The organism is Actinophytocola gossypii, from assembly GCF_025165815.1.
Taxonomy (GTDB): domain Bacteria; phylum Actinomycetota; class Actinomycetes; order Mycobacteriales; family Pseudonocardiaceae; genus Actinophytocola; species Actinophytocola gossypii.
On sequence record NZ_JAFFZE010000004.1, the window covers coordinates 544,799 to 565,565 of the forward strand.

15 protein-coding genes are annotated in these 20,767 nt (G+C 70.0%); 7 read left to right on the forward strand and 8 right to left on the reverse strand.

Annotated features, from left to right (window positions below):
- Positions 1–4: 4 nt before the first annotated feature.
- The 8 genes from JT362_RS03840 to JT362_RS03875 all read right to left on the reverse strand — a co-directional run bounded on the left by JT362_RS03840 (position 5) and on the right by JT362_RS03875 (position 11,404).
- Positions 5–943: an acyl-CoA dehydrogenase family protein gene (locus JT362_RS03840; protein WP_260189597.1), complete on the reverse strand. Its 939-nt coding sequence runs from the start codon at positions 941–943 to the stop codon at positions 5–7.
- Between the two features lie 17 nt (positions 944–960).
- Positions 961–2,130, reverse strand: coding sequence for an acyl-CoA dehydrogenase family protein (locus tag JT362_RS03845; RefSeq protein WP_260189598.1), 1,170 nt, complete (start codon positions 2,128–2,130; stop codon positions 961–963).
- Position 2,131: 1 nt separating this feature from the next.
- Entirely contained in the window at positions 2,132–3,637 is a 1,506-nt protein-coding gene (locus tag JT362_RS03850; RefSeq protein ID WP_260189599.1) for a class I adenylate-forming enzyme family protein, read from the reverse strand.
- On the reverse strand, positions 3,634–5,712 hold the full coding sequence (locus tag JT362_RS03855; RefSeq protein WP_260189600.1) for an acetate--CoA ligase family protein: 2,079 nt from the start codon (positions 5,710–5,712) through the stop codon (positions 3,634–3,636). Before JT362_RS03855 ends, JT362_RS03850 begins: the two co-directional genes overlap by 4 nt.
- A gap of 61 nt (positions 5,713–5,773) precedes the next feature.
- Positions 5,774–7,399, reverse strand: coding sequence for an ABC transporter substrate-binding protein (locus JT362_RS03860; protein WP_260189601.1), 1,626 nt, complete (start codon positions 7,397–7,399; stop codon positions 5,774–5,776).
- Positions 7,400–7,440: 41 nt separating this feature from the next.
- Entirely contained in the window at positions 7,441–8,487 is a 1,047-nt protein-coding gene (locus JT362_RS03865) for an oligopeptide/dipeptide ABC transporter ATP-binding protein (RefSeq protein ID WP_260189602.1), read from the reverse strand.
- Positions 8,484–10,466: a dipeptide/oligopeptide/nickel ABC transporter permease/ATP-binding protein gene (locus JT362_RS03870; RefSeq protein ID WP_260189603.1), complete on the reverse strand. Its 1,983-nt coding sequence runs from the start codon at positions 10,464–10,466 to the stop codon at positions 8,484–8,486. The genes JT362_RS03865 and JT362_RS03870 overlap by 4 nt, the downstream gene beginning before the upstream one ends.
- Positions 10,463–11,404 carry an ABC transporter permease gene (locus JT362_RS03875; protein WP_260189604.1) on the reverse strand — a complete coding sequence of 314 codons (942 nt, stop codon included), beginning with the start codon at positions 11,402–11,404 and terminating at the stop codon, positions 10,463–10,465. Before JT362_RS03875 ends, JT362_RS03870 begins: the two co-directional genes overlap by 4 nt.
- A 480-nt stretch (positions 11,405–11,884) precedes the next feature.
- Here JT362_RS03875 and JT362_RS03880 point away from each other — a divergent pair, with 480 nt between their 5' ends.
- The 7 genes from JT362_RS03880 to JT362_RS03910 all read left to right on the forward strand — a co-directional run bounded on the left by JT362_RS03880 (position 11,885) and on the right by JT362_RS03910 (position 20,758).
- Positions 11,885–12,805, forward strand: a complete 921-nt coding sequence (locus tag JT362_RS03880) for an ABC transporter ATP-binding protein (RefSeq protein ID WP_260189605.1) — start codon at positions 11,885–11,887, stop codon at positions 12,803–12,805.
- A 17-nt stretch (positions 12,806–12,822) separates the two neighbouring features.
- Positions 12,823–13,569 carry an ABC transporter permease gene (locus JT362_RS03885; RefSeq protein WP_260189606.1) on the forward strand — a complete coding sequence of 249 codons (747 nt, stop codon included), beginning with the start codon at positions 12,823–12,825 and terminating at the stop codon, positions 13,567–13,569.
- Between the two features lie 6 nt (positions 13,570–13,575).
- Positions 13,576–14,922, forward strand: coding sequence for an ATP-binding protein (locus tag JT362_RS03890; protein WP_260189607.1), 1,347 nt, complete (start codon positions 13,576–13,578; stop codon positions 14,920–14,922).
- On the forward strand, positions 14,919–15,539 hold the full coding sequence (locus JT362_RS03895; RefSeq protein WP_260189608.1) for a response regulator: 621 nt from the start codon (positions 14,919–14,921) through the stop codon (positions 15,537–15,539). Before JT362_RS03890 ends, JT362_RS03895 begins: the two co-directional genes overlap by 4 nt.
- A 707-nt stretch (positions 15,540–16,246) precedes the next feature.
- Entirely contained in the window at positions 16,247–18,424 is a 2,178-nt protein-coding gene (asnB, locus tag JT362_RS03900) for an asparagine synthase (glutamine-hydrolyzing) (protein ID WP_260189609.1), read from the forward strand.
- 67 nt (positions 18,425–18,491) lie between these two features.
- The gene (locus JT362_RS03905; RefSeq protein ID WP_260189610.1) at positions 18,492–19,478 is read left to right on the forward strand and encodes a diiron oxygenase; all 987 of its coding nucleotides are present in this window, start codon (positions 18,492–18,494) and stop codon (positions 19,476–19,478) included.
- On the forward strand, positions 19,475–20,758 hold the full coding sequence (locus JT362_RS03910) for an MFS transporter (RefSeq protein WP_260189611.1): 1,284 nt from the start codon (positions 19,475–19,477) through the stop codon (positions 20,756–20,758). Before JT362_RS03905 ends, JT362_RS03910 begins: the two co-directional genes overlap by 4 nt.
- Positions 20,759–20,767 lie beyond the last annotated feature (9 nt).

A 20,767-nucleotide genomic window follows, 5' to 3' on the forward strand; every position in this document is an offset into this window, starting at 1 on the left:
AGCGCTACGCGGTGAGCGCCTCGGTCTGGGCGGTGCGGGGCAGGAACCCGGCGGCGAGGAACGTGGCCCGCTTGAGCAGGCGGTGGGCGTCGTGCTCCCAGGTGAAGCCGGTCGCACCGTGGACCTGGATGGTGGCACGGGTGTTCTCGAGCGCGGCGGTCTCGGTGTGGCGGCGGGCCGCCGCGACGCGCCGCCGCGCGTCGGGGTGGTGCTCGTCGACGCTCACCGCGGCGAAGTCGGTGACCGCGGTGGCGGCGCGGGCCCGCATCGCCATGTCGGCACAGCGGTGCGAGATCGCCTGGAAGGCGCCGATCGGCTTGCCGAACTGTTCACGCAGCCCCGCGTAGGCCACCGACAGGTCGGTGGCCGCGTTCGTGATGCCGGCGAGCATCGCCGCGACGAGGACGGCGGCACGAACCAGTTCGTGCTCGGCGGCGGCACCGGTGACCTCGGCGAGGACCTCACCGCCGGACAGGTCGACCCGCTCGGCGGTGACGGCCGGGTCGAGCGGGGTCAGGTCGGCGACGACCATCGCGTCCGTCATCGGCACGAGTCGCAGCGACCCACTCTCCTCGTCGACGAGCAGCAGCACGTCCGCGTCGCGTGCGTCGAAGGCGACCACGCTGCCGGTCGTCGCGAACGCGTGTCCGGCCCTGCCCTCAGCCAGCCGTTCGACGAGGTCGAGCCGTCCGGCCGAGGCGGCGACCCGGACCGCGGTGCTCGTGGCCAGGACCGGACCCGCGACGGCCGAGGCGCCGATCTCCGCGTACAGCCGGGCCTCGTCGGCGAGGCTGCCGCCGAGCCCACCGGCGTCCTCGGGCAGGCCGAGTGCCAGCCAGCCCTGACCGGTCGCCGCGGTCCACACGTCCGCGGCGCCGGCACGGGTGACGGCTCGAGCCGCGGTCACCAGCTCCCGCTGCTCATCGGTGGGATACAGGTCCATGTCGTCCTACTTCCGTATCAGCCGCGGGGAAGCCCGAGCACCCGATGTGCGATCACGTTGCGCTGGACCTCGGCGGTGCCGGTGCCGATGGTGTGGCCGAACGAGTGCAGGTAGGCGGGCACGAACCGCGCGGCCTCGTCGGTCCCGTCCGTGGTGAGACCGTCCCGGCCGAGCAGCTCTGCGCCCGTCCGCTTCACCCGCTGGGACAGCTCGGCGTAGAGCGGTCTGATCATCGACCCCGCCGAGGAGGAGCCGGTGCGCTTGACCTCGGAGACGAACGCGACCGCGAGCGCGTGCAGCGCGACGCCCTCGGCCTCCAGGTCGGCGAGACGAGCGGCGACCTCGTCGCTGGTCGACAGCGGCTGGCCGCGGCAGTCGACCCGGGTCCGGGCCAGTTCCTTGACGTCGTCGATGAGCTTGAGCAGCCGGATCACCGTGCCCAGGGTCATCGTGCCGCGTTCGAACCCGAGGGTCGTCATCGCGACCTTCCAGCCGTCGCCGAGGCCGCCGACGAGGTTGCGCAGCGGGATCCGGACGCCGTCGTAGAAGACCTGTGCGAAGTGGACCTTCCCGTCCATCGCGGTGATCGGCCGGACCTCGACGCCGGGGGTGGTGAGGTCGACGATCGCGAAGGAGAGCCCGCGGTGGCGTGCGGCGGCGGGGTCGGTGCGGACGAGCAACTCCTGCCAGTCGCTCAGGTGGGCGCCGGTCGTCCAGATCTTGGTGCCGTCGACGACGAGGTGGTCGCCGTCGACCACGCCGCGCGTGCGCAGCGCGGCGAGGTCCGATCCCGCCTCGGGTTCGGAGAACCCCTGCGCCCACACCTGGTCGCCGCGCAGGATGGCGGCGAGGTGGTCCTGGCGCTGCGTGTCGGTGCCCTCGGCGATGAGGACCGGGCCCGCGTGCCCGAGGGCGATGTTGAGCACGCCCGGCTCCGGTGCGTCGAACCGCGCGCACTGCTCGAACCAGATCATCTGCTCGACCAGCGACAGCCCGGCGCCGCCGTACTCCTTCGGCCACGCGACGCCCGCCCACCCGGCGTCGTACTGCAGGCGCTGCCAGGCGCGGTCGAACGCGGCCATCGGCTCACCGGCGGGGGGCCGTGGTTCGCGGGGCACGTTGCGGGACAACCATTCCGCGGCCAGGTCGGCGAACTGGCGCTCCTCCGGGGTTGGTCGCAGGCGCACGTCATCCCTCTCGTTCGAGCAGCTCACGCAGGCCGACCGCGCTGACCTTGAGCGACGGGGTGCGCGGCAGCGCCTCGACCAGGTGCACGCGGACCGGCACCTGGTAGGGCGCCAGGTGTTCCCTGGCGAAGGCGATCAGGGTCTCCTCGTCCACCACCGCACCTGGCTCGACCTCCACGGCGGCGACGGGCACCTGGCCCAGGCGCGGGTCGGGGAGTCCGACGACCCCGGCGTCCCGCACCGCCGGGTGGGTCCTGAGCGCCTCGGCCACCGCCCCGGTCGACACCTTGAACCCACCCCGGATGATCACGTCGTCGGCGCGGCCGACGATCCACAGGAACCCGTCGGCGTCGAGGCGGGCGCGGTCGGTGGTGCGAACCCAGTCCGCGCCGCGTGCGCCCAACTGGGGTGCCCTGACCTCCAGCAGGCCCACGTCGTCCGCGCCGAGCGGGGCGCCGGTCCGCTCGTCGACGACGCGCAGGTCGACGCCCGGGTGCGCCCGGCCGACCGAGCCGCGTTTGGTGGCCGCCCAGTCCTGGTGGTCGGCGACCGTCCAGCCAGCGATGCCGCCGGCGAACTCGGTGGCGCCGTAGACGACGAGGACCGGGATGCCGTAGCGCTCCTCCCAGGCGAGTTGCTCCTCGACGCTGATCGGCGCGGTACCGACCAGCACGCTGCGGGCGAAGGACAACCGCTCCGGCTCGACACCCGCGGCCATGACCATCCGCAGCGCGGCGGGAGGCAGCGTGATGGCTTTGGGCCGGTGCTCGGTCACCAGGGCGAGCCAGTCGTCGACCGCGAACCGTTCCAGCAGTGCGATCCGGCGCCCGGCCTGCACGTTCAGCAGGAGGGTGAAGATCCCGCTGACGTGGAGCAGCGGCGCCATGACGATGGCGGTGCTGGCACGCAGGCGCACGCCGTCGCCGCCGCGTTCGTAGTGCGCCGCGCCCGCGTAGCCGGCGTCGAAGCCCGCGTAGGTGAGTGGCACCCGTTTCGGCGGTCCGGTGGTGCCGCTGGTGAGCATGAGGATCGCCGTGCCCGGGGCGGCGTGGTCCTCGCTGTCGGTGCGGCGCAGCGGCTCGACCAGCTCGACGCCGTCCTCGTCGACCGCGATGGCGAGAGTTCCCGCCGCGGCCGCCGCGGCACGGACGCCGGGGCGGGCCCAGTCCTCGCGGTCGGCGAGCAGCACGGCGGCGGGCAGCGTGCCGATCTCCGCCGCGAGCCGGTCGTCCGGCTGCATGGCGGAGACGGTGACGAGGGTCTGACCGCGGGTGAGCAGCGACAGGACCGCGGCGACCGTGCCCGGTCGGTTGCGCATCACCATCGCGACCGGGGCCGCGGGAGCCAGACCGTGGGCGTCGATCAGCGCCTGGACGGCCTCTCCCCGCTCGCGCAGCCACCCCCAGCTGAACCACCGACCGCGGAACTGGAGGGCGTCGGCGCCCGGATCGAGCCGCATCACCTCCGCCACCCGCTCGGACATGGAGTAGCCGGTGTGCGTGGTCACGAAGCCACCTCCTGGCCGAGCACCACCAGGGCGTCGACGGCGATCACCCGGTCGGCGGTGGCGATGAGCGGGTTCATGTCCACTTCGGACACCCATGGTTCGCTGGCCGCGAGTCGCTGCACCGCCAGGATCGCCTCGACCAGCGACACCCGGGCCGCGGCGGTGAGGCCACGCGGATGCCGCACCAGCCGACCGTTCCAGAGCCGGTCCACCATCGCCTCGGCACGGGCCCGGTTGAACGGGACGACCGAGGTCTGCGACTCCCCCATGATCTCGGTGGTGACACCACCCGCGGCGAGCGTCACCACCGGGCCGTGCACGGGGTCGCGGGTGACGCCGAGCATCAGCTCCACACCGGACGGGACCTGTTCGGCGACGAGGACCCGGTAACCCGCGTCCTCGCTCGGCCGGTTCCGTTCGGCGACCTCGGCCAGCCGCCGGTAGGCGGCGGCCGCCTCGTCGCCACCACGCACGCCGAGGACCACTCCACCGACGTCCGACTTGTGCGGCAACCAGGGGGCGTCGATCTTGAGCACCACCGGGCCGGCCAGGGCGTCGGTCGCCGCGGCGGCGGACGGCGCGTCGGTCACCGCCGTCTCCCGGGGCACGGCGATGCCGTAGCGGGCGACGAGCCGGGTGGCGTCCGTTTCGGACAGACCGCGGACCGGGCCGGTGAGGGTGGGTTCTCCTGGCTCCGGGGCGTCGGTGAGGTCGAGGAACCGCCGCGCGGACTCCGCCTCCACCAGCCTGCCGAGCACGCGGACCATGGCGGCGCCGTCGGCGAAGCAGGTGAGGCCGCGCCCTGCCATCGCGGCGAGCACGTCGGGCTGGTGGGCCACGGCGAAGAACGGTTTGCCGGTGCCCGCCTTGGCTTCGAGCAGCATCTCGCGGTGGGCCTCGGGCAGGGTTCTGGCCACCGTGCTGTAGGCGACCAGGTCGAACTCGTCCGTCGCGCAGATCTCGTCGAGGACCGCCGCGGTGGGCCGCAGGTCGTTGACGAGGTTACCGGTGATGTCGACGGGGTTGCTCGCGGACCCGAACGAGGGCAGGTGCCCGGCTAGCCGGTCGCGCAACGTGGCGCTGGGCTCGGGCAGTTCCAGCCCGGCGTCCTCGGTGACGTCGGCCATGAGCGCGCCGCTGCCCCCGCTGCTGCTGACGATCACGAGCCGGTTGCCGCCGGCGCGGCGGCCCGCGGCGAATCCCCTGGTGACGTCGACGAGCTCGCGGATGGTCTCGACCAGGACGATGCCGTTCTGCTCACAGGCGGCGCGGAATGTCACGTAGGAACCGGCCATGGCCGCGGTGTGGCTGACCGCGGCCTTGCGGCCCCGGTCCGTGCGGCCGATCTTGAGCAGGACCACCTGTTTGCCCGCCGCCGCGGCCGCGCGCCCGGCACGCATGATCGCGTCGGCGTTCTCGACGCCCTCGACGAGCACGGCGATGACGTCGGGGACGTCGTCCGCGCTGCCCAGCAGCTCCTCGGCCAGCTCACCGGTCGACACGTCGAGCTCGTTACCGGTGGCCGCCCAGAAGCTGACGTTCGCGCCGTCGTCGCGCAGCAGGCTCGCCGTGCCGATCCCCATCGACCCGCTCTGGCTGAGCACGGCGATGTTGCCACCGTCCATCTCGAACGGGATCCTCGTGAAGGTCGCCTTCATGCCGCGCCGGAAGTTCACGAAGCCGAGGCAGTTCGGGCCGAGCAGCCGGACCCCGGTCTCCCGGACCGCGGACCGCAGTTCGTCCTGCAGCGCGCGACCGTCGCCGCCGACCTCGGCGAACCCGGACGAGAACACCACCGCGCCACGCGCGCCCGCCTCCGCGCCGTCGCGGAGGACGGCGGGGATCTGCCTGGCCGCGGCGGCGGCCAGCACGAGATCCACCTTCTCCCCCACGGCGCCGACGGCCGGGTAGGTCCGCAGGCCGCGGATGTCGTCGTACTTCGGGTTGATGGGGTAGACCGGGCCGTCGAACGTGGTCGCGAGCTGCCCGATGATCCGGCCGCCGACCGAGTCCTCCTTCGCGGAGGCGCCGACGACGGCGACGGAACGGGGGTTGAGGAAGACGTCCAAGCTCACACCGGGGTCCGATCTGGTCGTGTGGGTCCGGTCAGCACCGCGGCACTCCCTGTGGCGCCGGTCATCCGGCCAGCCACAGGTAGTGCGGGCGCAGGCTCCAGTCCTCGGGGGCGAAGAAGGGCTGCTGGGTGGCCACGACCGACTCCGAGGCGGCGGCGATCCGGGACCGCAGGCTCAGCGGGAAGATCACGCCGCGCTCGATCACCTCGGCCTGCAGCTCCCGCATCACCGGCGCGCGCTCGGCGCCGGAGAGCGTCAACGAGTCCAGGTACCGCTGTTCCAGATCGCCGAGGTCGGTCAAGCCGAACGGGTTGAACGGGCTGTTGTTGGATACCGAGCGCGTCCACCACTGGTCCATGTCGACGGCGGTGGGAATGAGATAGGCCGCCGGGCTCTCCCCGTTGCGCTGCGCGGCACTGTACTCCGACGGCGGGAGCTCGACGATGTTCATCTCGATGCCGCCGGCGGCCAGCATCTGCTGGATCGCCACGACCGCCGTGGCGATGGAGGTCGTGCTCGGCATGTCGAAGGAGAAACCGTTCTCGTAGCCGGCCTCGGCCAGCAACGTCTTGGCCCGCTCGACGTTCAGCGCGCGGTCGTCGAGCGACTCGTCATGCCACTCGGTCGTGGGTGAGGCGAACCCGCCTGCCGGCAGGCCGCTGTCGCCGAGGACGGAGGCGTTGAACCCCTCGCGGTCGAGCAGCAGGCCGATCGCCTTCCGGACCCGCTCGTCGGCGAAGGCGGGCACCACTGTGCCCTCCCGGTCGAGGATGGCGAGGGACGTCGCGATCGTGAGGTCGGAGAAGACACGGGTGCCCGCCGTCTCGACCGACGCCTTGTTGGCGTCCGGCACGTAGCTCATCACGTCGATCTGGCCGCTGGTGAACGCGTTGAGCCGGGCGGTCGGGTCGGTGAGGATGCTGATCTCGACGGTCTCCACCCTGACCGCGTCGGGGTTCCAGTAGTCGGGATTGGCGGTGTAGACCTGCTTCGACCCTTCGACGAAGCCCGCGGCGTCCCAGCGCCAGCCCCCGGAGCCAGCTGGTTGCCTGGCGAGGTCCGTGCCCTCCTGGATCGCCGTGGGGCTGACCATCATGCCCGCCGGCGTGGCCATGTTGTAGTAGAAGTTCGGGTAGGGCCGGGTGAACTCGACGACGGCGACGTACTCACTCTCCACGGTCACCGACTCGATCAGCGAGTACATGTTGGCGTTGGGGCTGGTCGTGGTCTGCGCCGCGCGCTCCAGGTTGACCTTCACCGCGGCGGCGTCGAACGGCGTGCCGTCGTGGAACACGACGTCGTCGCGCAGCGTCAGGCGGACGCTGTTGTCGCTCGGTTCGTCCCACTCGGTCACCAGCCATGGCACTGGCTGGTTGTCGGCGTCGATCTGGAACAGCGGGTCGTAGACCGCGTGCAGGTTCTGCCCCTGGATGAGGGAGACCGCGACCGGGTCGAACGAGGTGTTGGAGATCCAGGAGCCGACGCGCAGCGTGCCAGTTGGCTCGGCGGGCGCGCCGTCGGTGCGCACCATCTGCTCGAGGGACCCGCGACTGGTGTGTTCGAGCGGGTTGCTGCCGCCCGCGGCGCCGCCTCCGCCGCCACCACCGCCGCAGGCGGTCGCGACCAGTGCCACGGCCGTGACGAGTGCGCCGATGCCGGCGGCGCGCCGGGTGACCCGAGTACGCATGTGGGTCCTCTCGTGATCGGGGACATCGCTGTCCCGTGCAGTCAGGGGGTGTCGGTAAGCGCGTGACAGGCGGCCGCACCACCGCCGGGCACCGGCGCCCGCTCGGGGAAGTCCGCCGCGCACTCGACCCTCCGGTGTGGACAGCGGGGGAAGAACGGGCAGCCGCCGTCGGTCGGCGCGACACCGAGGTCGGGCAGCTGGGCCAGCAGGTCCGCGGGCTGGCGCACCCGCGACCGGGTGTGTCGGCGGGTGTGAGCGGTGAGGTCGGGGACGGCGTCGAAGAGCCGTCGGGTGTAGGGGTGGCGCGGCGAGCCGCACACGCGGTCGGCCGGGCCGACCTCCATCACCCGACCGCGGTAGAGCACCGCCACGTCGTGGCTCGCGTGCCGGACGACCGACAGGTCGTGGGCGATGAACAGGTAGGAGATGCCCCGCTCGCGCTGGATCTCCGCGAGCAGGTTGATGATCTGGCCCTGGACGGAGACGTCGAGTGCGCTGACGGGTTCGTCCAGGACGACCAGTTCCGGCTCGACGGCGAGCGCCTTGGCGATCGCGACGCGCTGGCGCTGCCCGCCGGACAGTTCGTAGGGGTAGCGAGTGAGCTGTTGTGTGCTCAGCCCCACCATGTCGATGAGCTCCCGCACGCGGGTCTCCCGTGCGGAGCGTTCGAGGCTGAAGTGGATGCGCAGTGGTTCGGCGAGGATCTGCCGCACGTCCTGCTGCGGGTCGAGGGAGCCGAGCGGGTCCTGGAACACCGCCTGCACGGCGCGGCGGTAGGCCGCGGGCGGACTCCCCCGGAACTCGTCGACGCGGAAGCCCGCGGCGGTGATGGTGCCGCCCGCCGGCTCGATCAGCCGCAACACGGCCCGCCCGATGGTGGTCTTGCCGGAGCCGGACTCCCCGACGAGCCCGAGGGTCCGGCCACGCCGCACGGTGAGGCTCGCGCCCGCGACCGCGTTGACGACCGATCGGGCTGCCCACGGTCGCGGCCTGCCGCCGCGGAACGTCACCGACAGGTCCGCGATCTCGAGCACGGTGTCGTGCGCGGTGTTCACATCGGCCATTGTGGACACGTCGACTCCGTTCACGGCCGACCCGCCTCTACGTGGCTGTCCGCGTGCTCCCGCACCGGTTCGGTCCCCGGCCCGTGGTCGCCGAGGCCGGGCAGGTCCAGTTCGCCGGAGCGCACGCAGCGCACCCCGCGGGTGCGGTCCGGCAGGAGGACGAGGGGCACCGGCTCGCCGCCGCAGGCGTCCACGGCGAAGGGGCACCGGTCGGCGAAGTGGCACCCGTCCGGCCAGTCCGCGGGCTGGGGCACCACGCCGGGGATCGAGGCGAGCGGTCCGGTCGCGAGCTCGTTGCGCGGCACCGAGTCCAGCAGGCCCTGGGTGTAGGGGTGGCGCGGCCGGGTGAAGACCTCCGACACGGGCCCCGTCTCGACGAGCTGGCCCGCGTACATCACCGCGACGGAGTCCGCGACCTCGGCCACGACACCGAGATCGTGGGTGATCAGCAGCACCGCCATGCCCCGTTCGTCGCGCAGCGAGACGAGCAGGTCGAGCACCTGCTGCTGCACCGTCACGTCCAGCGCCGTGGTGGGCTCGTCGGCGACGAGCACGTCGGGGTCGCAGGACAGCGCCATCGCGATCATCACGCGTTGCGCCATACCGCCGGAGAACTGGAACGGGTAGTCGGCCAGGCGTTCGGCCGCCCTCGGAATGCCCACCCGTTCGAACAGCTCGACGGCGATCCGGTCGGCCTCCGCGCGCGACACGTCGCGGTGGGCCGTGATCGCCTCGCGCATCTGGTTGCCGACCGTGAACGTGGGGTTGAGGCTGCCGAGCGGGTCCTGGAACACGACGCCGACCCGGTTGCCGCGGATCGATCGCATACCGGCGAAGTCGAGCCCGCTGATCTCGTCGTCGCCGATCCGGATGCTCGCGGCGGTGACGGTGCCGGGATGGGACACCAGGCCCAGCATGGACATCGCGGTGACGCTCTTGCCGCTGCCGGACTCGCCGACCAGGCACAGCACCTCGCCCCGGTGCAGGCGCAGGCTGACGTCCCGCACGACCGTCACCCGCCCGGCGTCCTGGTGCGGGAACGACACGCTCAGGCCCTCCACCTCCAGCGCCACCGGCCGATCGGGCTCGCCCGGCTCGACTACCGGTTCGCCCTGGCCGCGCGGCGCCGGGTGCACGACGTTGAGGCCGAGGCGGCCCACCGCGATCTCGCGGCTGAACAGGTCGCGCAGCCCCTCCCCGATCTGGTTGACGCCCAGCACCGTCAGGAAGATCGCCACCCCGGGCGGTATGACGAAGAAGAAGTTCTCCCGGATGGTGTGCTGGGCGTCCGAGAGCATCGACCCCCAGCTCGCCGTCGGCTGTGGGACACCCAGCCCCAGGTAGGACAGCGTGGCCTCGGCGACGATCGCCGTGGCGAACATCAGCGTGGCCTGGACGATGACCGGCGGCGCGATGTTGCGGAGGATGTGCCCGAACAGGATCTTCGGGCCGCTGACGCCCGAGACCTTGAGCCCGTCGACGTAGAGCTCCTCCTTCGCCGACAGCACCTCGCCGCGTACGAGCCGCAGCACCGACATCGCGTAGACGACCCCGACGACCGCCATGGCGTTGGCCAGACCCGGCCCGATCGCGGCGATCACGGCGATCGCGAGCACGAGGAACGGCACCGACATCACACCGTCGACCACGCGCATGACGATCTTGTCGAACCAGCCGGAGACGTAGCCGGCGACGAGGCCGAGCGGCACGCCGAGCGCGAGCGCGATCGCCACCGCCTCGACGGCGGCGAGGAGCGCGACCTGACCGCCGTACAGCACGCGGGTGAGGACGTCGCGCCCGTACCGGTCCGCGCCGAGCCAGTGCTCCGCCGACGGCGCCGCCATGCTGTCGCCGAAGACCCCGACGTTCGGGTCGAAGTCGGTCAGCAGCGGCGCGCACACCGACGCGAGCGCGATGAGCAGGACTATCCCGCTCCAGACCAGCATGCCGCGCTGGCGCAGCGCGCGAGCGACGAACCGGCTCCGCCCGGCCGCCGCGCTCATGCGGTCCTCACCTTCGGGTTCAGCCAGGTGTAGGAGAGGTCGACGAGCAGGTTCACGACGACGACCACGACGACTGCGAACAGCACGACCGCCTGGATGATGTAGGGGTCGTACCGGAGCACGGCGTCGATCGTCAGCGACCCCAGCCCGGGCAGCGCGAACAGGCGCTCGATCACGATCGCCCCGCCCAGCAGCTGCGCCACCTGGAACGACACCGACGTCACCACCGGCGACGCGGCGTTGCGGGCCGCGTGCTTGAGCACCACCCGCCGGCGTGACAGCCCCTTGCTGAGCGCGGTGCGCGTGTAGTCCCGCTGCAGCGCGATGACCATGCTCGACCTGGCCTGCCGCGACAGCGCCGCGGCCACACCCAGCCCGAGCGCGAAGGACGGCAGCACCAGCGACCGCAACCAGCCACCGGGGCTCTCCGCCAGCGAGGTGTAGCCGGTGGCCGGGAACCAGCCGAGCTGAAGCGCGAAGACGTAGATGACGAGCATCCCGACGAAGAAGCTCGGCGCCGCCTGCCCCGCGGTCGACACCATGATGATGCCGCGGTCGGTCCGGCTGCCCGCGGTAGTCGCGGCGAGCACCCCCATGCCGACGCCCAGGATCACGCCGATCAGCAGCCCCCCGACCGCCAGTGACAGCGTCACCGGCAGAGCGCCCGTGAAGAGGTCGGTGACCTCGGCCCTGGTGTAGAGCGACTGCCCGAGGTCGCCCTGGAACAGCCCGCTCAACCAGCTCCAGTACTGCTCGAACGCCGGCCGGTCGAGCCCGAGGTCCGTGCGCAGCGCGTCGACCTGCTCCTGAGTGGCGTTCCCACCCAGGATGATCTCGGCGGGGTCCACGTTGGAGGCCAGCGACAGGAAGAAGGTGGCACTCACGACGACGAGCACGAGCGGAACGGCGGCGAGCAGTCTCCTCACTACGGTGTGCATCGAGCTCCTTCGGCCAGGCTGATCATCGCCCCACCTCGACGAGCTCGCATGTAACGTGGAGCACGCCGAGACGTGGCCCATTCTGTGTTGTACCGTTCAGTCAGTCAAGACATCGTCGCCATGGATGCTCCCCGCTGGACAGAAGCTGCTGCTCAGGGCGATACACTCTACTCATATCTTAAAATGGATCGGCGAGAATGTACCGTTCAGTCGGTGGATAACCGACCCGCCGAACCTTGTTGGACAGAGGCTCGGCGGCGTCTCCCGAAACGGCATGACGCCGACCGCCCAGCCCTGTCGCGCGCGAACGACGCCACCCACTCGGCTACTGTCAGTAGCTGGCGTCCACGCCCCCGCGGGTGTGGGGCTACTCGAACTGTTGGCTGCTGTCGGTCCACCGAACGGTGGAGGCGTGAATCAACCCAAGCGCAGCCGCCGCGGTCGAGGTGGCGCGGTGCGGCGCCCTCGTAGTTTCGCGGTATGACGGCATTAGAGGTACGAAACCTGCATAAGCGCTACGGGCCGCACGTTGCCGTCGACGACGTCTCTTTCACCGTGGCGGAGGGCGAGATCTTCGGCATCATCGGGCCCAACGGCGCCGGCAAGACGACAACCGTCGAGAGCATCGCCGGCCTGCGAACGCCCGACTCGGGCTCGATCTCCGTGCTGGGACTCGACCCGGTCAAGGACCGGGCGGAGGTGCGTGAGCGACTCGGCGTGCAGCTGCAGGAGAGCAGCTTCCCGGACGCGATCAAGGTCGCCGAAGCGCTCGAGTTCTACAGCTCCTTCTACCGGGACCCCGTCGACTGGCGCGAGCTCCTGGAACTCCTGGGTCTCACCGAGCGGCGCAACACGCGGTACAAGGCCCTCTCCGGCGGGCAGAAGCAGCGGCTTTCGATCGCGCTCGCGCTGGTCGGCAATCCGAAGGTCGCGATTCTCGACGAGCTCACGACGGGACTGGACCCGCAGGCGAGGCGCGACACCTGGAGCCTCATAGAGCGGGTTCGTGACACGGGCGTCACGATCCTCCTCGTCACGCACTTCATGGACGAAGCGGAGCGCCTCAGCGACCGGATCGCCGTCATCGACGGTGGCCGGGTCGCCGCGGTGGACACGCCGGCCGGGCTGATCGCGCGCGCGAGCGCGACGCGGCAGGTCCGGTTCCGCGTGAGTCAACCGCTGGCCAGGAGCGTCCTCGCCGAGCTTCCCGACGTGACCGATGTCGAGATCACCGGGGACCGCTGGCTGGTCACCGGCAGGGGACAGCTGCTGAGCAGCGTCGCGGGGGCTCTCGCCAGAGCGCAGGTCGTGGGGCACGATCTCCGCGTCGACCAGCGCAACCTCGACGACGCCTTCGTGGCCATCACGGGACGCGCACCCGCCGAGAGGAGGGCCGGCTGATGCGCGCTCTCCCGAAGATGGTCGAGGTCGAAACGAAACTCTTCCTCCGCGACTCCGCCACCGTCGTCTTCGGTGTGCTGTTCCCGGCCGGGCTCCTGCTCGGGCTGGGTGCCGTCCCGGCACTCGGAGAGCCGTCGCCGGACACCGGGGGGCTTCGGTCCATCGACATCTGGGCACCTACCGCACTGGTGTTCGGAATGGTGATGATCGCCGTCCAGCACGTCCCGGCGGTGATCGCGACGTATCGTGAGCGCGGCATCCTGCGCAGGCTGTCGACCACTCCCGCACATCCGCGGAGCGTCTTGCTCGCGCAGATGATCGTCGCGTTCGCTTCCGTGGTCGTCTCCGCGGCACTTATGATCTTCCTCGCGTGGGCGGTGCTGGACATCGCGCCGCCCGAGCGGCCCCTGGAGTTCGTCGTCGCCTTCGTCGTCGGCTACGCGGCGCTGCTCGGGCTCGGCATGATCTCCGCGGCCGTCGCCCCCACGAGCGGTGCCGCGAACCAGATCGGCACCCTCCTGTTCGTTGCGCTGATGTTCTTCGGCGGGGCCTTCCTGCCCCGTGTCGTCATGCCCGACGTGCTGCGCGAGGTCGGCGAGTTCATACCGCCCGGGCTGCAGGCTCTCACCGCGGCGTGGTCCGCCGAGGCGGGCGAGGTCACCGCCACCGCCGGTGGGCAGCCGTTCTGGCCGCAGGTCGCCATAATGGCGGGTATCGCAGTGATCGCGAGCGCGATCGCCGCGAAGCTCTTCCGCTGGGAGTAGGTGTCGATGACGGGGGAAACCGGGGCCGGTGAGCGTCCGCGCGTGGGGACGCACGAATCCGCCGTCGTCGAAGAGGCGGAGACCGCGAACCGCTCCCGGTTGGCCTGGAAAGCGGAGCAGCTGCGAGTCTGGGACCTTCTGCAGTTGATCACACCGTGGTTGCTGCTGACGATCTCGACGGCGATCTATTTCTCGTGGGTGCTCCCGGCCTCCGGTGAACGCTTCTGGCGCGAGGGCGCATCCGTCCTCGGGCTGGTCGCGGTCTCGGTGCTGTGGGTGTTGTTCGGGCACACGCTGCCCATCAGGAGGAGGACGCTCCGGCCCGTGTCGGCTGGCATCTTCTTCATCGGGCTGCTGGCGCTGTGCGTCACCCTCATGGCGTACTCCGACATCTTCCTCGTCTTCACCATCACGGGGTTCTTCCACGCGTACCTGATCAGGCCGTGGCCGTTGGGGGTGCTCGAAGTCCTGGCCACCTCGGTGGCCCTCAACGGCTCGGCCATGCGGGTGTGGGCCGACCCGACCGCGAACGTGCTCGCGGAGTTCATCCTGATCGTCGCCGTGCAGACCGCGGCGATCGGAGTGGGCATCCTGCTGACGGCGCGCAGCGAACCAGAGGAACGCAAGCGGGAGGAACTCGTCGAGCGACTCGAGGCGGCACTGCACGAGAACGCCGGGCTGCACGCGCAACTGGTCGCCCAGGCCCGTGAATCCGGGGCGCAGGACGAGCGGCAGCGACTTGCCAGCGAGATCCACGACACGCTGGCCCAGGGTCTCGCCGGCATCATCACACAGCTCCAGGCAGCGGAGCGTTCCGCGAGTATGCGGGGCGAGACGGAAGAGCACGTCGCGCGTGCGCTTCGGCTCGCGCGCAGCAGTCTGACCGAGGCCAGACGGTCCGTGCGGGCGCTCGCTCCCCAGGAACTCGGGCGAGCGCACCTCCCCGACGCGCTGCGCACCCTGACCGAGCGATGGTCGGCGGACCACGGGATCAGCGCGCAGGTGGAGGTGACCGGCACCCGAGAGCCGCTGAGCCCGGCGATCGAGGTGTCGCTCTTCCGGGTCGCGCAGGAGTCGCTGACCAACGTGGCGAAGCACGCGGAGGCAACACGCGTCGGTGTCACGCTGTCGTACACGGGCCCCGAGGTGCTGTTGGACGTGCGGGATGATGGGCGCGGGTTCGCGAAAGGGGTCGGCACCGGCTTCGGCCTGACGAGCATGCGCCAGCGCATCAGAGGGGTCGGCGGTCACGTAGAGGTGCAGAGCGCACCGGGTGAGGGGACGTCCGTCAGTGCGCGCGTTCCGGCGATCGCCCCCGGGGGCAGGAGAGCAACGGAGGAGACCGACCGATGATTCGACTAGTCGTCGTCGACGACCATCCGATCGTGCGGGGCGGTCTTCGGGACACCTTCGCGAATGCCGAGGACATCGTCGTGGTCGGTGAGGCCGGTGACGGCGCCGAGGGCATCGAACGTGCCGAGCTGCTGGCAGCGGATGTCGTGCTCATGGACCTCCGGATGCCCGGGATGGACGGCGTCGCCGCGACCGCTGCCCTGCGGGAGCGCTGCCCGAGTGTCCGAGTGCTGATCCTGACCACCTTCGACAGCGAGAGCGACGTACTGCCGGCGATCGAGGCGGGTGCGATCGGATACCTCCTGAAAGACGCGCTGCCCGACGAACTGATGCGAGCCGTCCGTGCGGCCGCGCGTGGAGAGTCGGTGCTCGCGCCGTCGGTGACGCAGCACCTCATGGGGCAGGTTCGGAGACCCGGCGCCGGCACACTGACCGATCGGGAGAAGGAGGTGCTGCAGTTGGTCGCGAACGGCAGTTCGAATCGAGAGGCCGCCGCCGCGTTGTTCATCGGCGAGGCGAGCATCAAGACCCATCTGCAACACATCTACGACAAACTCGGCGTTCGTGATCGAGCCTCGGCCGTGGCCGAGGGCTACCGCCGCCGGCTGCTCACGTGACGCCCCGCGGCTGACCACCCGCACGGCGGAACGGTCGCGAGCGGCATCGAGACCGAACCGGACGGCTCGCGCCCGCTTCCCGACTCGGCGGAGCACCACCGTTTGTTCCGGGGTGCGGCCGGGAGAGCCGTCTCGGAGACGGCGAGGTGCCGTGACTGGCGCTCCGTCGATCACCGGCGGGCAGAGTTTGTGTTCCTCCAAACCTAGTCCACTCCGGACAGATCACGTTCGGCGAAGGCGTGCGGGCACGAAGTCACCCGAAGGCAGGCCGTGCGGATACAGCAACGGCGGCACTTCGGTGGTCTTCTGAGTCTTGACCTCGCGAGCCGTCACCGACACCCGGAAACGCCGATCACCGAGAAGGCGCGCTCTTCACCAGCCGATCCACAGGTTCGTCGAGGACCGAATCCCTGGACCGCTTCCGCCGGGGGATGGTCTTCTTGTTTCACCGGACGGGACGCAGGTCGCACAGAAGCCCTGACACCTGAACCGGAGAAGCCAGAGACAAGGAGGTGACGAACATGAAGAAGTACGCCAAGCCGGCCGTCAGCAAGGTCTCGCAGGCCACGGTGCTCAAGGACAACACCTGAGCCGAACGGGTTTCCGGCCTTCGTGAGTGAGGCCGGGTCCGGAGACGTTCGTTTGGTGCGCGCCCGCGCGCGCCGGGCGCGCCCCCACGCCTGAACCGCCTGTCGTGAGGCACACCAATGTGCGGAAACGCGGGTCTCGCCCGAATCGACGGACAAGATCTCGGTCCTGACGCCGACGCGCTGCTCGCGCTGCTCGCCGACACCCTTCACCATCGCGGACCCGACGATCGGGAATGTCTGCGAACGGGACCGGTGGGGCTCGCCTTCACCCGGCTCTCGTTGGTGGACCCGGAGGACGGTAGCCAGCCATTGATCAGCGACGACGGCAATCTCGTCCTGATCGCCAACGGCGAGGTCTACAACCACCGGGAGCTCGCGGCACAACTGCCGGCCGGAACGCGCCTCAGGACCGGCTCCGACTGCGAGGTGCTGCTGTATCTCTACCGGCAGCACGGTCTGGACTTCCTACGGAACGTCCGCGGCATGTTCGGTCTCATCCTCTGGGACCGCGCCCGGAACCAGCTGATCCTCGCCCGCGACAGGTTCGGCATCAAGCCGCTCTACTATCACCGGAACGACCAGCGAATCACGTTGTCCTCCGAGGTCAAGGGCCTGTTCGCCGACCCTGCGACCCCACGCTCCTTCGACTGGGAGCGATCCCTCTCGAACCCCTTCATGTCGGCCTCCGCCCGCTTCGGCGGCCCCGAGGTGGTCACGTGGTTCGAGGGTGTCGACAGCGTTCCCGCGGCCACGATCCTTCGAATCGATCTGAGCGACGGCCGTACCCACACTCATCGCTACTGGGAGATGCCCACCGAGGCCGAAGAGGGCGTCAGCGCTGAGGAGTTCATCCGTCGCTACGGCGACATCCTGGAACATTCGGTCCAGGAGTGCGCGACCGCGGACACCGAGCTCGGTCTGTTTCTGTCCGGCGGCATCGATTCCGCCGCCGTGCTGGCGCTGGCGGCGCCCCAGTTGACCGAGGTGCACACCTTCACGGCGCTGTCCGGCGGCACCCAGGTCAACGGTGACGCGGAGCATGCGAGCTGGCTGGCCCGGACGCTGGGCGTCCCCAACCACCAGGTGGTCTTCGATCGCGATCACGTTCCGACGCCCGAGGAATGGTGTCGACTCGTGTGGTTGGCGGAGACGCCGATGACTGGGCCCGAGATCTACTACAAGCACGAGTTGCACCGGTTCGCCCGAGCCGAGCGTCCGGATCTGCGCGGCATGTTGCTCGGTGCCGCCAGCGACGAGTTCAACGGCGGCTACTCCCCCAACATGAGCGGCAACAGCGACTGGCAGTCCTTTGTGGCCGCTCTGCGCCACATGGACCGCGCTACTCGTCTGGACCTCCATCCGGGACTGCGCAGCTGGTGGTCCGAGGGGCATGACTTCTTCTCCGACGAGGCCCTCACCCGTTTGGTCGGCGACACCACCACGGACGTGTATCGCGCGTACGTGGATTCCCAGTACGCGAAGGTCCAGCAGTACAACCTGTGGCACGAGGACCGCACCGCGGCGGGCAGTGGCATCGAGGCCCGGGTGCCTTTCCTCGACCACCGGCTCGTTGAGCTGACCGCGGTCATCCCGGCCCGAATGCGCCCACAACTGTTGTGGGACAAGCAGATCCTGCGCGAGGCGATGCGCGGCCGGTTGCCTGCCCGGATCGCGGACCGTCCCAAGGGGCCGTTCTTCTACGGATCGGGTACCTGGCACGCCTATCAGATGCTGATCCGGCTGTTGCGCAGGAACGACAGCGAACTCGTCGATCGAGCCCTGTCCGCCCCCGGCGCCGACCTGTACCTCGACGGCGACGCGATCCGGCACCGGCTCGCCGAGTTCGGCGACGGTGTGACGGACGCTCCCGCCGTGGAAATGCTCATGCGTGTGGTCAACATGGGCCTGTTGGCCGAGATGACGGCAGCTCCACCGCGTCTCGCGGAGCTGTCCGCAGGGCCCGTTCGGGTCGGTCTTTCGGCGACGAGCGCGCACGGTGCCGACACGGAGAACGACCTGTTCAGCGCTGACCAGGACCACTCGTCGGACCGGGTGCTGGCGCTGTCCGACGACGTCCAGCTCCTCACCGATGCCCAGGAGACGTGGTTCCTGCTCCACGCGGGTCAGATCGAGTACGTCCTGGAGCAGGACAGCCCCATCCTCCGCGTGTTGGTGCTCATCGACGGCACGACCCCCTTCGATGAAGTGCTCGCCAAGTCAGGAGTGCGTGCTGACGAGGTCCGGTCCGACCTCAACGACCTCTTCGGCGAACGACTTCTGACCTTCAGCGGGTGAGGTGGACATGTACCAGCGGATGGCTCAGGAGCAGTTGCTGCGGGGTGACGCCTCGTCCCGGCCCGCGGTGACCGTGTACGCCAGCCGATACGAGCGCTGGGAGGACCTGGCGAGCGTCCGGCGCAGGCCTCGACGGGACTTCGTCCCGGACGAGGAGACCTCGGACCTCTTTTTCCCCCCGGAGCTCTACCCGGTCGTGCTGCATCCGTTGGTCGCCGCGAAAGGCGAGGTGGTCGTCAAGGCACTGCTGCTGCATCGCCTGTACGACTACCTGGACTTCACCACCGAACTCGAGAACCTCGCGGTCATCCCCGTGGCCACCAAGATCAGCCGAGGCCGGTCCGGACTGGTCCTGCCCGCGCAGATGAAGGCCGACGCGTACAAGATCGTGACTGACGAGGCATGGCACGCACAGTTCTCACACGACTTCGTCCGCCAGATCGAGGCAAGCACCAACATCCCGCACCGCACCACTGAGGACGCCCCCGCTCCGTCGTTCCTGCTGCGGCTCGACGAACTGCGGGAGAAGTTGCCGCACGACATACGCGGCGTCGAGTCGCTGCTGTTCGCCATCGTCAGTGAGACGCTGATCTCCGGGATCCTGTCGGACATTCCCCGTGACGAACGGCTGCCCTTCAGCGTGCGCGAACTGGTGCGCGACCACGCCGTGGATGAAGGACGGCATCACCAGTACTTTCGAACCGTCCTGAAACACCTCTGGCCCGCACTCAGCCCTCGCGAACGCCGAGCTGTCGGGCCGCACATCCCCTCCGTGGTCAACGCCTACCTCGAACCGGACTACGAACAGACCTTCCGGCACCTGCGAGGCATCGGTCTGACTGACGACGAGGCCGTCCAGGTCATCACCGAATCGTGGCCGCCGCACACGGTTCAGCACACCATCGCCGACGCCGCTCGCCCCGTCGTGCGCTACTTCGCCGAGGCAGGAGCGATCGACGACGACCGGACTCGGGAGTCCTTCGAGTGGGCGGGGTTGTGGGGTGCAGACTCCACCGGAGACCTCACGAGGACCGAAGGGATGGTGCTCCGGTGAACGGCCAGGACAAGGCTGGTGTCGACGTGACGACCCCCACCGATCCAGCAGGCAGCACTCGCGATGCCGCTCCCCTGATGAGCCCGGCTGTGATCTTCCGCCGGTTCTGGCTCGCGACCACGGTGAGCGGTCTCGGGTCCGCGGTCACGCTGGTCGCGCTCCCGCTGGTCGCGCTGATCGTCCTCGACGCCTCCGTCATCGAGGTCACGCTGCTCACCGCGGCGGGCCACGTGGGGTGGCTGGTGCTCGGTCTCCCCGCCGGGGTGATCGTGCAGCGCTACCCGCTGCGTGGCCTGCAGGTCACCATGGATCTCGTCCGTTTCGCCGCGATCTGCTCGATACCGCTGGCCTGGTGGTTGGGTGTGCTCACCTACGCGCAGCTGCTGGTGGTGGCCCTGATCGTCGGTTTCGCGAGAGTCCTGTTCGACATCGGCAGTTTGACCTTCCTGCCGGCGATCGTCGAGAAGAAGGAACTCAACGCTCGTAACAGCCTCATCTCCGGGACACACGCGGTGAACCAGACGGGCGGCCCGTCGGTCGGCGCATTGATCGTCCAGGCCATGGGTCCGGTCGTCGCATTGCTTCTCGACGCCATCAGCTACCTGGTTTCTGCTCTCACCCTGCGTACCCTCCCGGAGCCCGGCGCCAGCGGGAACTCCCAGGTCAAGCCAGTCCAACTGATCAAGGAGGGCTGGACCTTCGTCGTCCGACACGCCGTGATGGGCCCCTGCCTGTGGTGGGCGACGGCGACGAACTTCTTCAGCACCGCCCTCATCGCGCTCACCCCGGTCTATCTGGTGCGCGCCGCCGAGACACCCCCCGCCACCGTTGGTTTCGTCCTGGCCATGGACGGCCTCGGCGCCGTGATCGGTTCCGCCGTGGCGACACGGCTCGCCCGGCGGTTGGGCACCGCCCGCACGCTGATCGTCGCGAGCGTGGCGGGCGGCCTGATCGCCCTGGTCATCCCCTTCACGACCAGCCTCGACACCATCTACTTCTTCATGATCGGCAACGCGGGGCTGTCCGCCGGTGTGGTGATCGGCAGCATCCTGACCCGGACCTACCGGCAGACGGAGAGCCCACCAGAGCTGCTGTCGCGGGTGATGGCTACCACGAGGTTCGTCTCCTGGGGAGCGATTCCCCTCGGAGCCGCGATCAGCGGCCTGGTCGCGGACTCGATCGGCCTGCACCCCGCTCTGTGGCTGGTGTGCGCGGGGACGCTGGTCGCACCTCTCATCCTGCTGCTCAGCCCGTTGCGTTCGCGCCGCGACTTCGGGTGAGCCGGCGCG

What these genes read in the sequence shown, in the direction of transcription:
- asnB (WP_260189609.1), top strand. Translation starts at nt 16,247, where the DNA reads ATGTGCGGAAACGCGGGTCTCGCCCGAATCGACGGACAAGATCTCGGT.
- JT362_RS03875 (WP_260189604.1), bottom strand. Translation starts at nt 11,404, where the DNA reads ATGCACACCGTAGTGAGGAGACTGCTCGCCGCCGTTCCGCTCGTGCTC.
- JT362_RS03890 (WP_260189607.1), top strand. Translation starts at nt 13,576, where the DNA reads ATGACGGGGGAAACCGGGGCCGGTGAGCGTCCGCGCGTGGGGACGCAC.
- JT362_RS03880 (WP_260189605.1), top strand. Translation starts at nt 11,885, where the DNA reads ATGACGGCATTAGAGGTACGAAACCTGCATAAGCGCTACGGGCCGCAC.
- JT362_RS03840 (WP_260189597.1), bottom strand. Translation starts at nt 943, where the DNA reads ATGGACCTGTATCCCACCGATGAGCAGCGGGAGCTGGTGACCGCGGCT.
- JT362_RS03895 (WP_260189608.1), top strand. Translation starts at nt 14,919, where the DNA reads ATGATTCGACTAGTCGTCGTCGACGACCATCCGATCGTGCGGGGCGGT.
- JT362_RS03860 (WP_260189601.1), bottom strand. Translation starts at nt 7,399, where the DNA reads ATGCGTACTCGGGTCACCCGGCGCGCCGCCGGCATCGGCGCACTCGTC.
- JT362_RS03885 (WP_260189606.1), top strand. Translation starts at nt 12,823, where the DNA reads ATGGTCGAGGTCGAAACGAAACTCTTCCTCCGCGACTCCGCCACCGTC.
- JT362_RS03870 (WP_260189603.1), bottom strand. Translation starts at nt 10,466, where the DNA reads ATGAGCGCGGCGGCCGGGCGGAGCCGGTTCGTCGCTCGCGCGCTGCGC.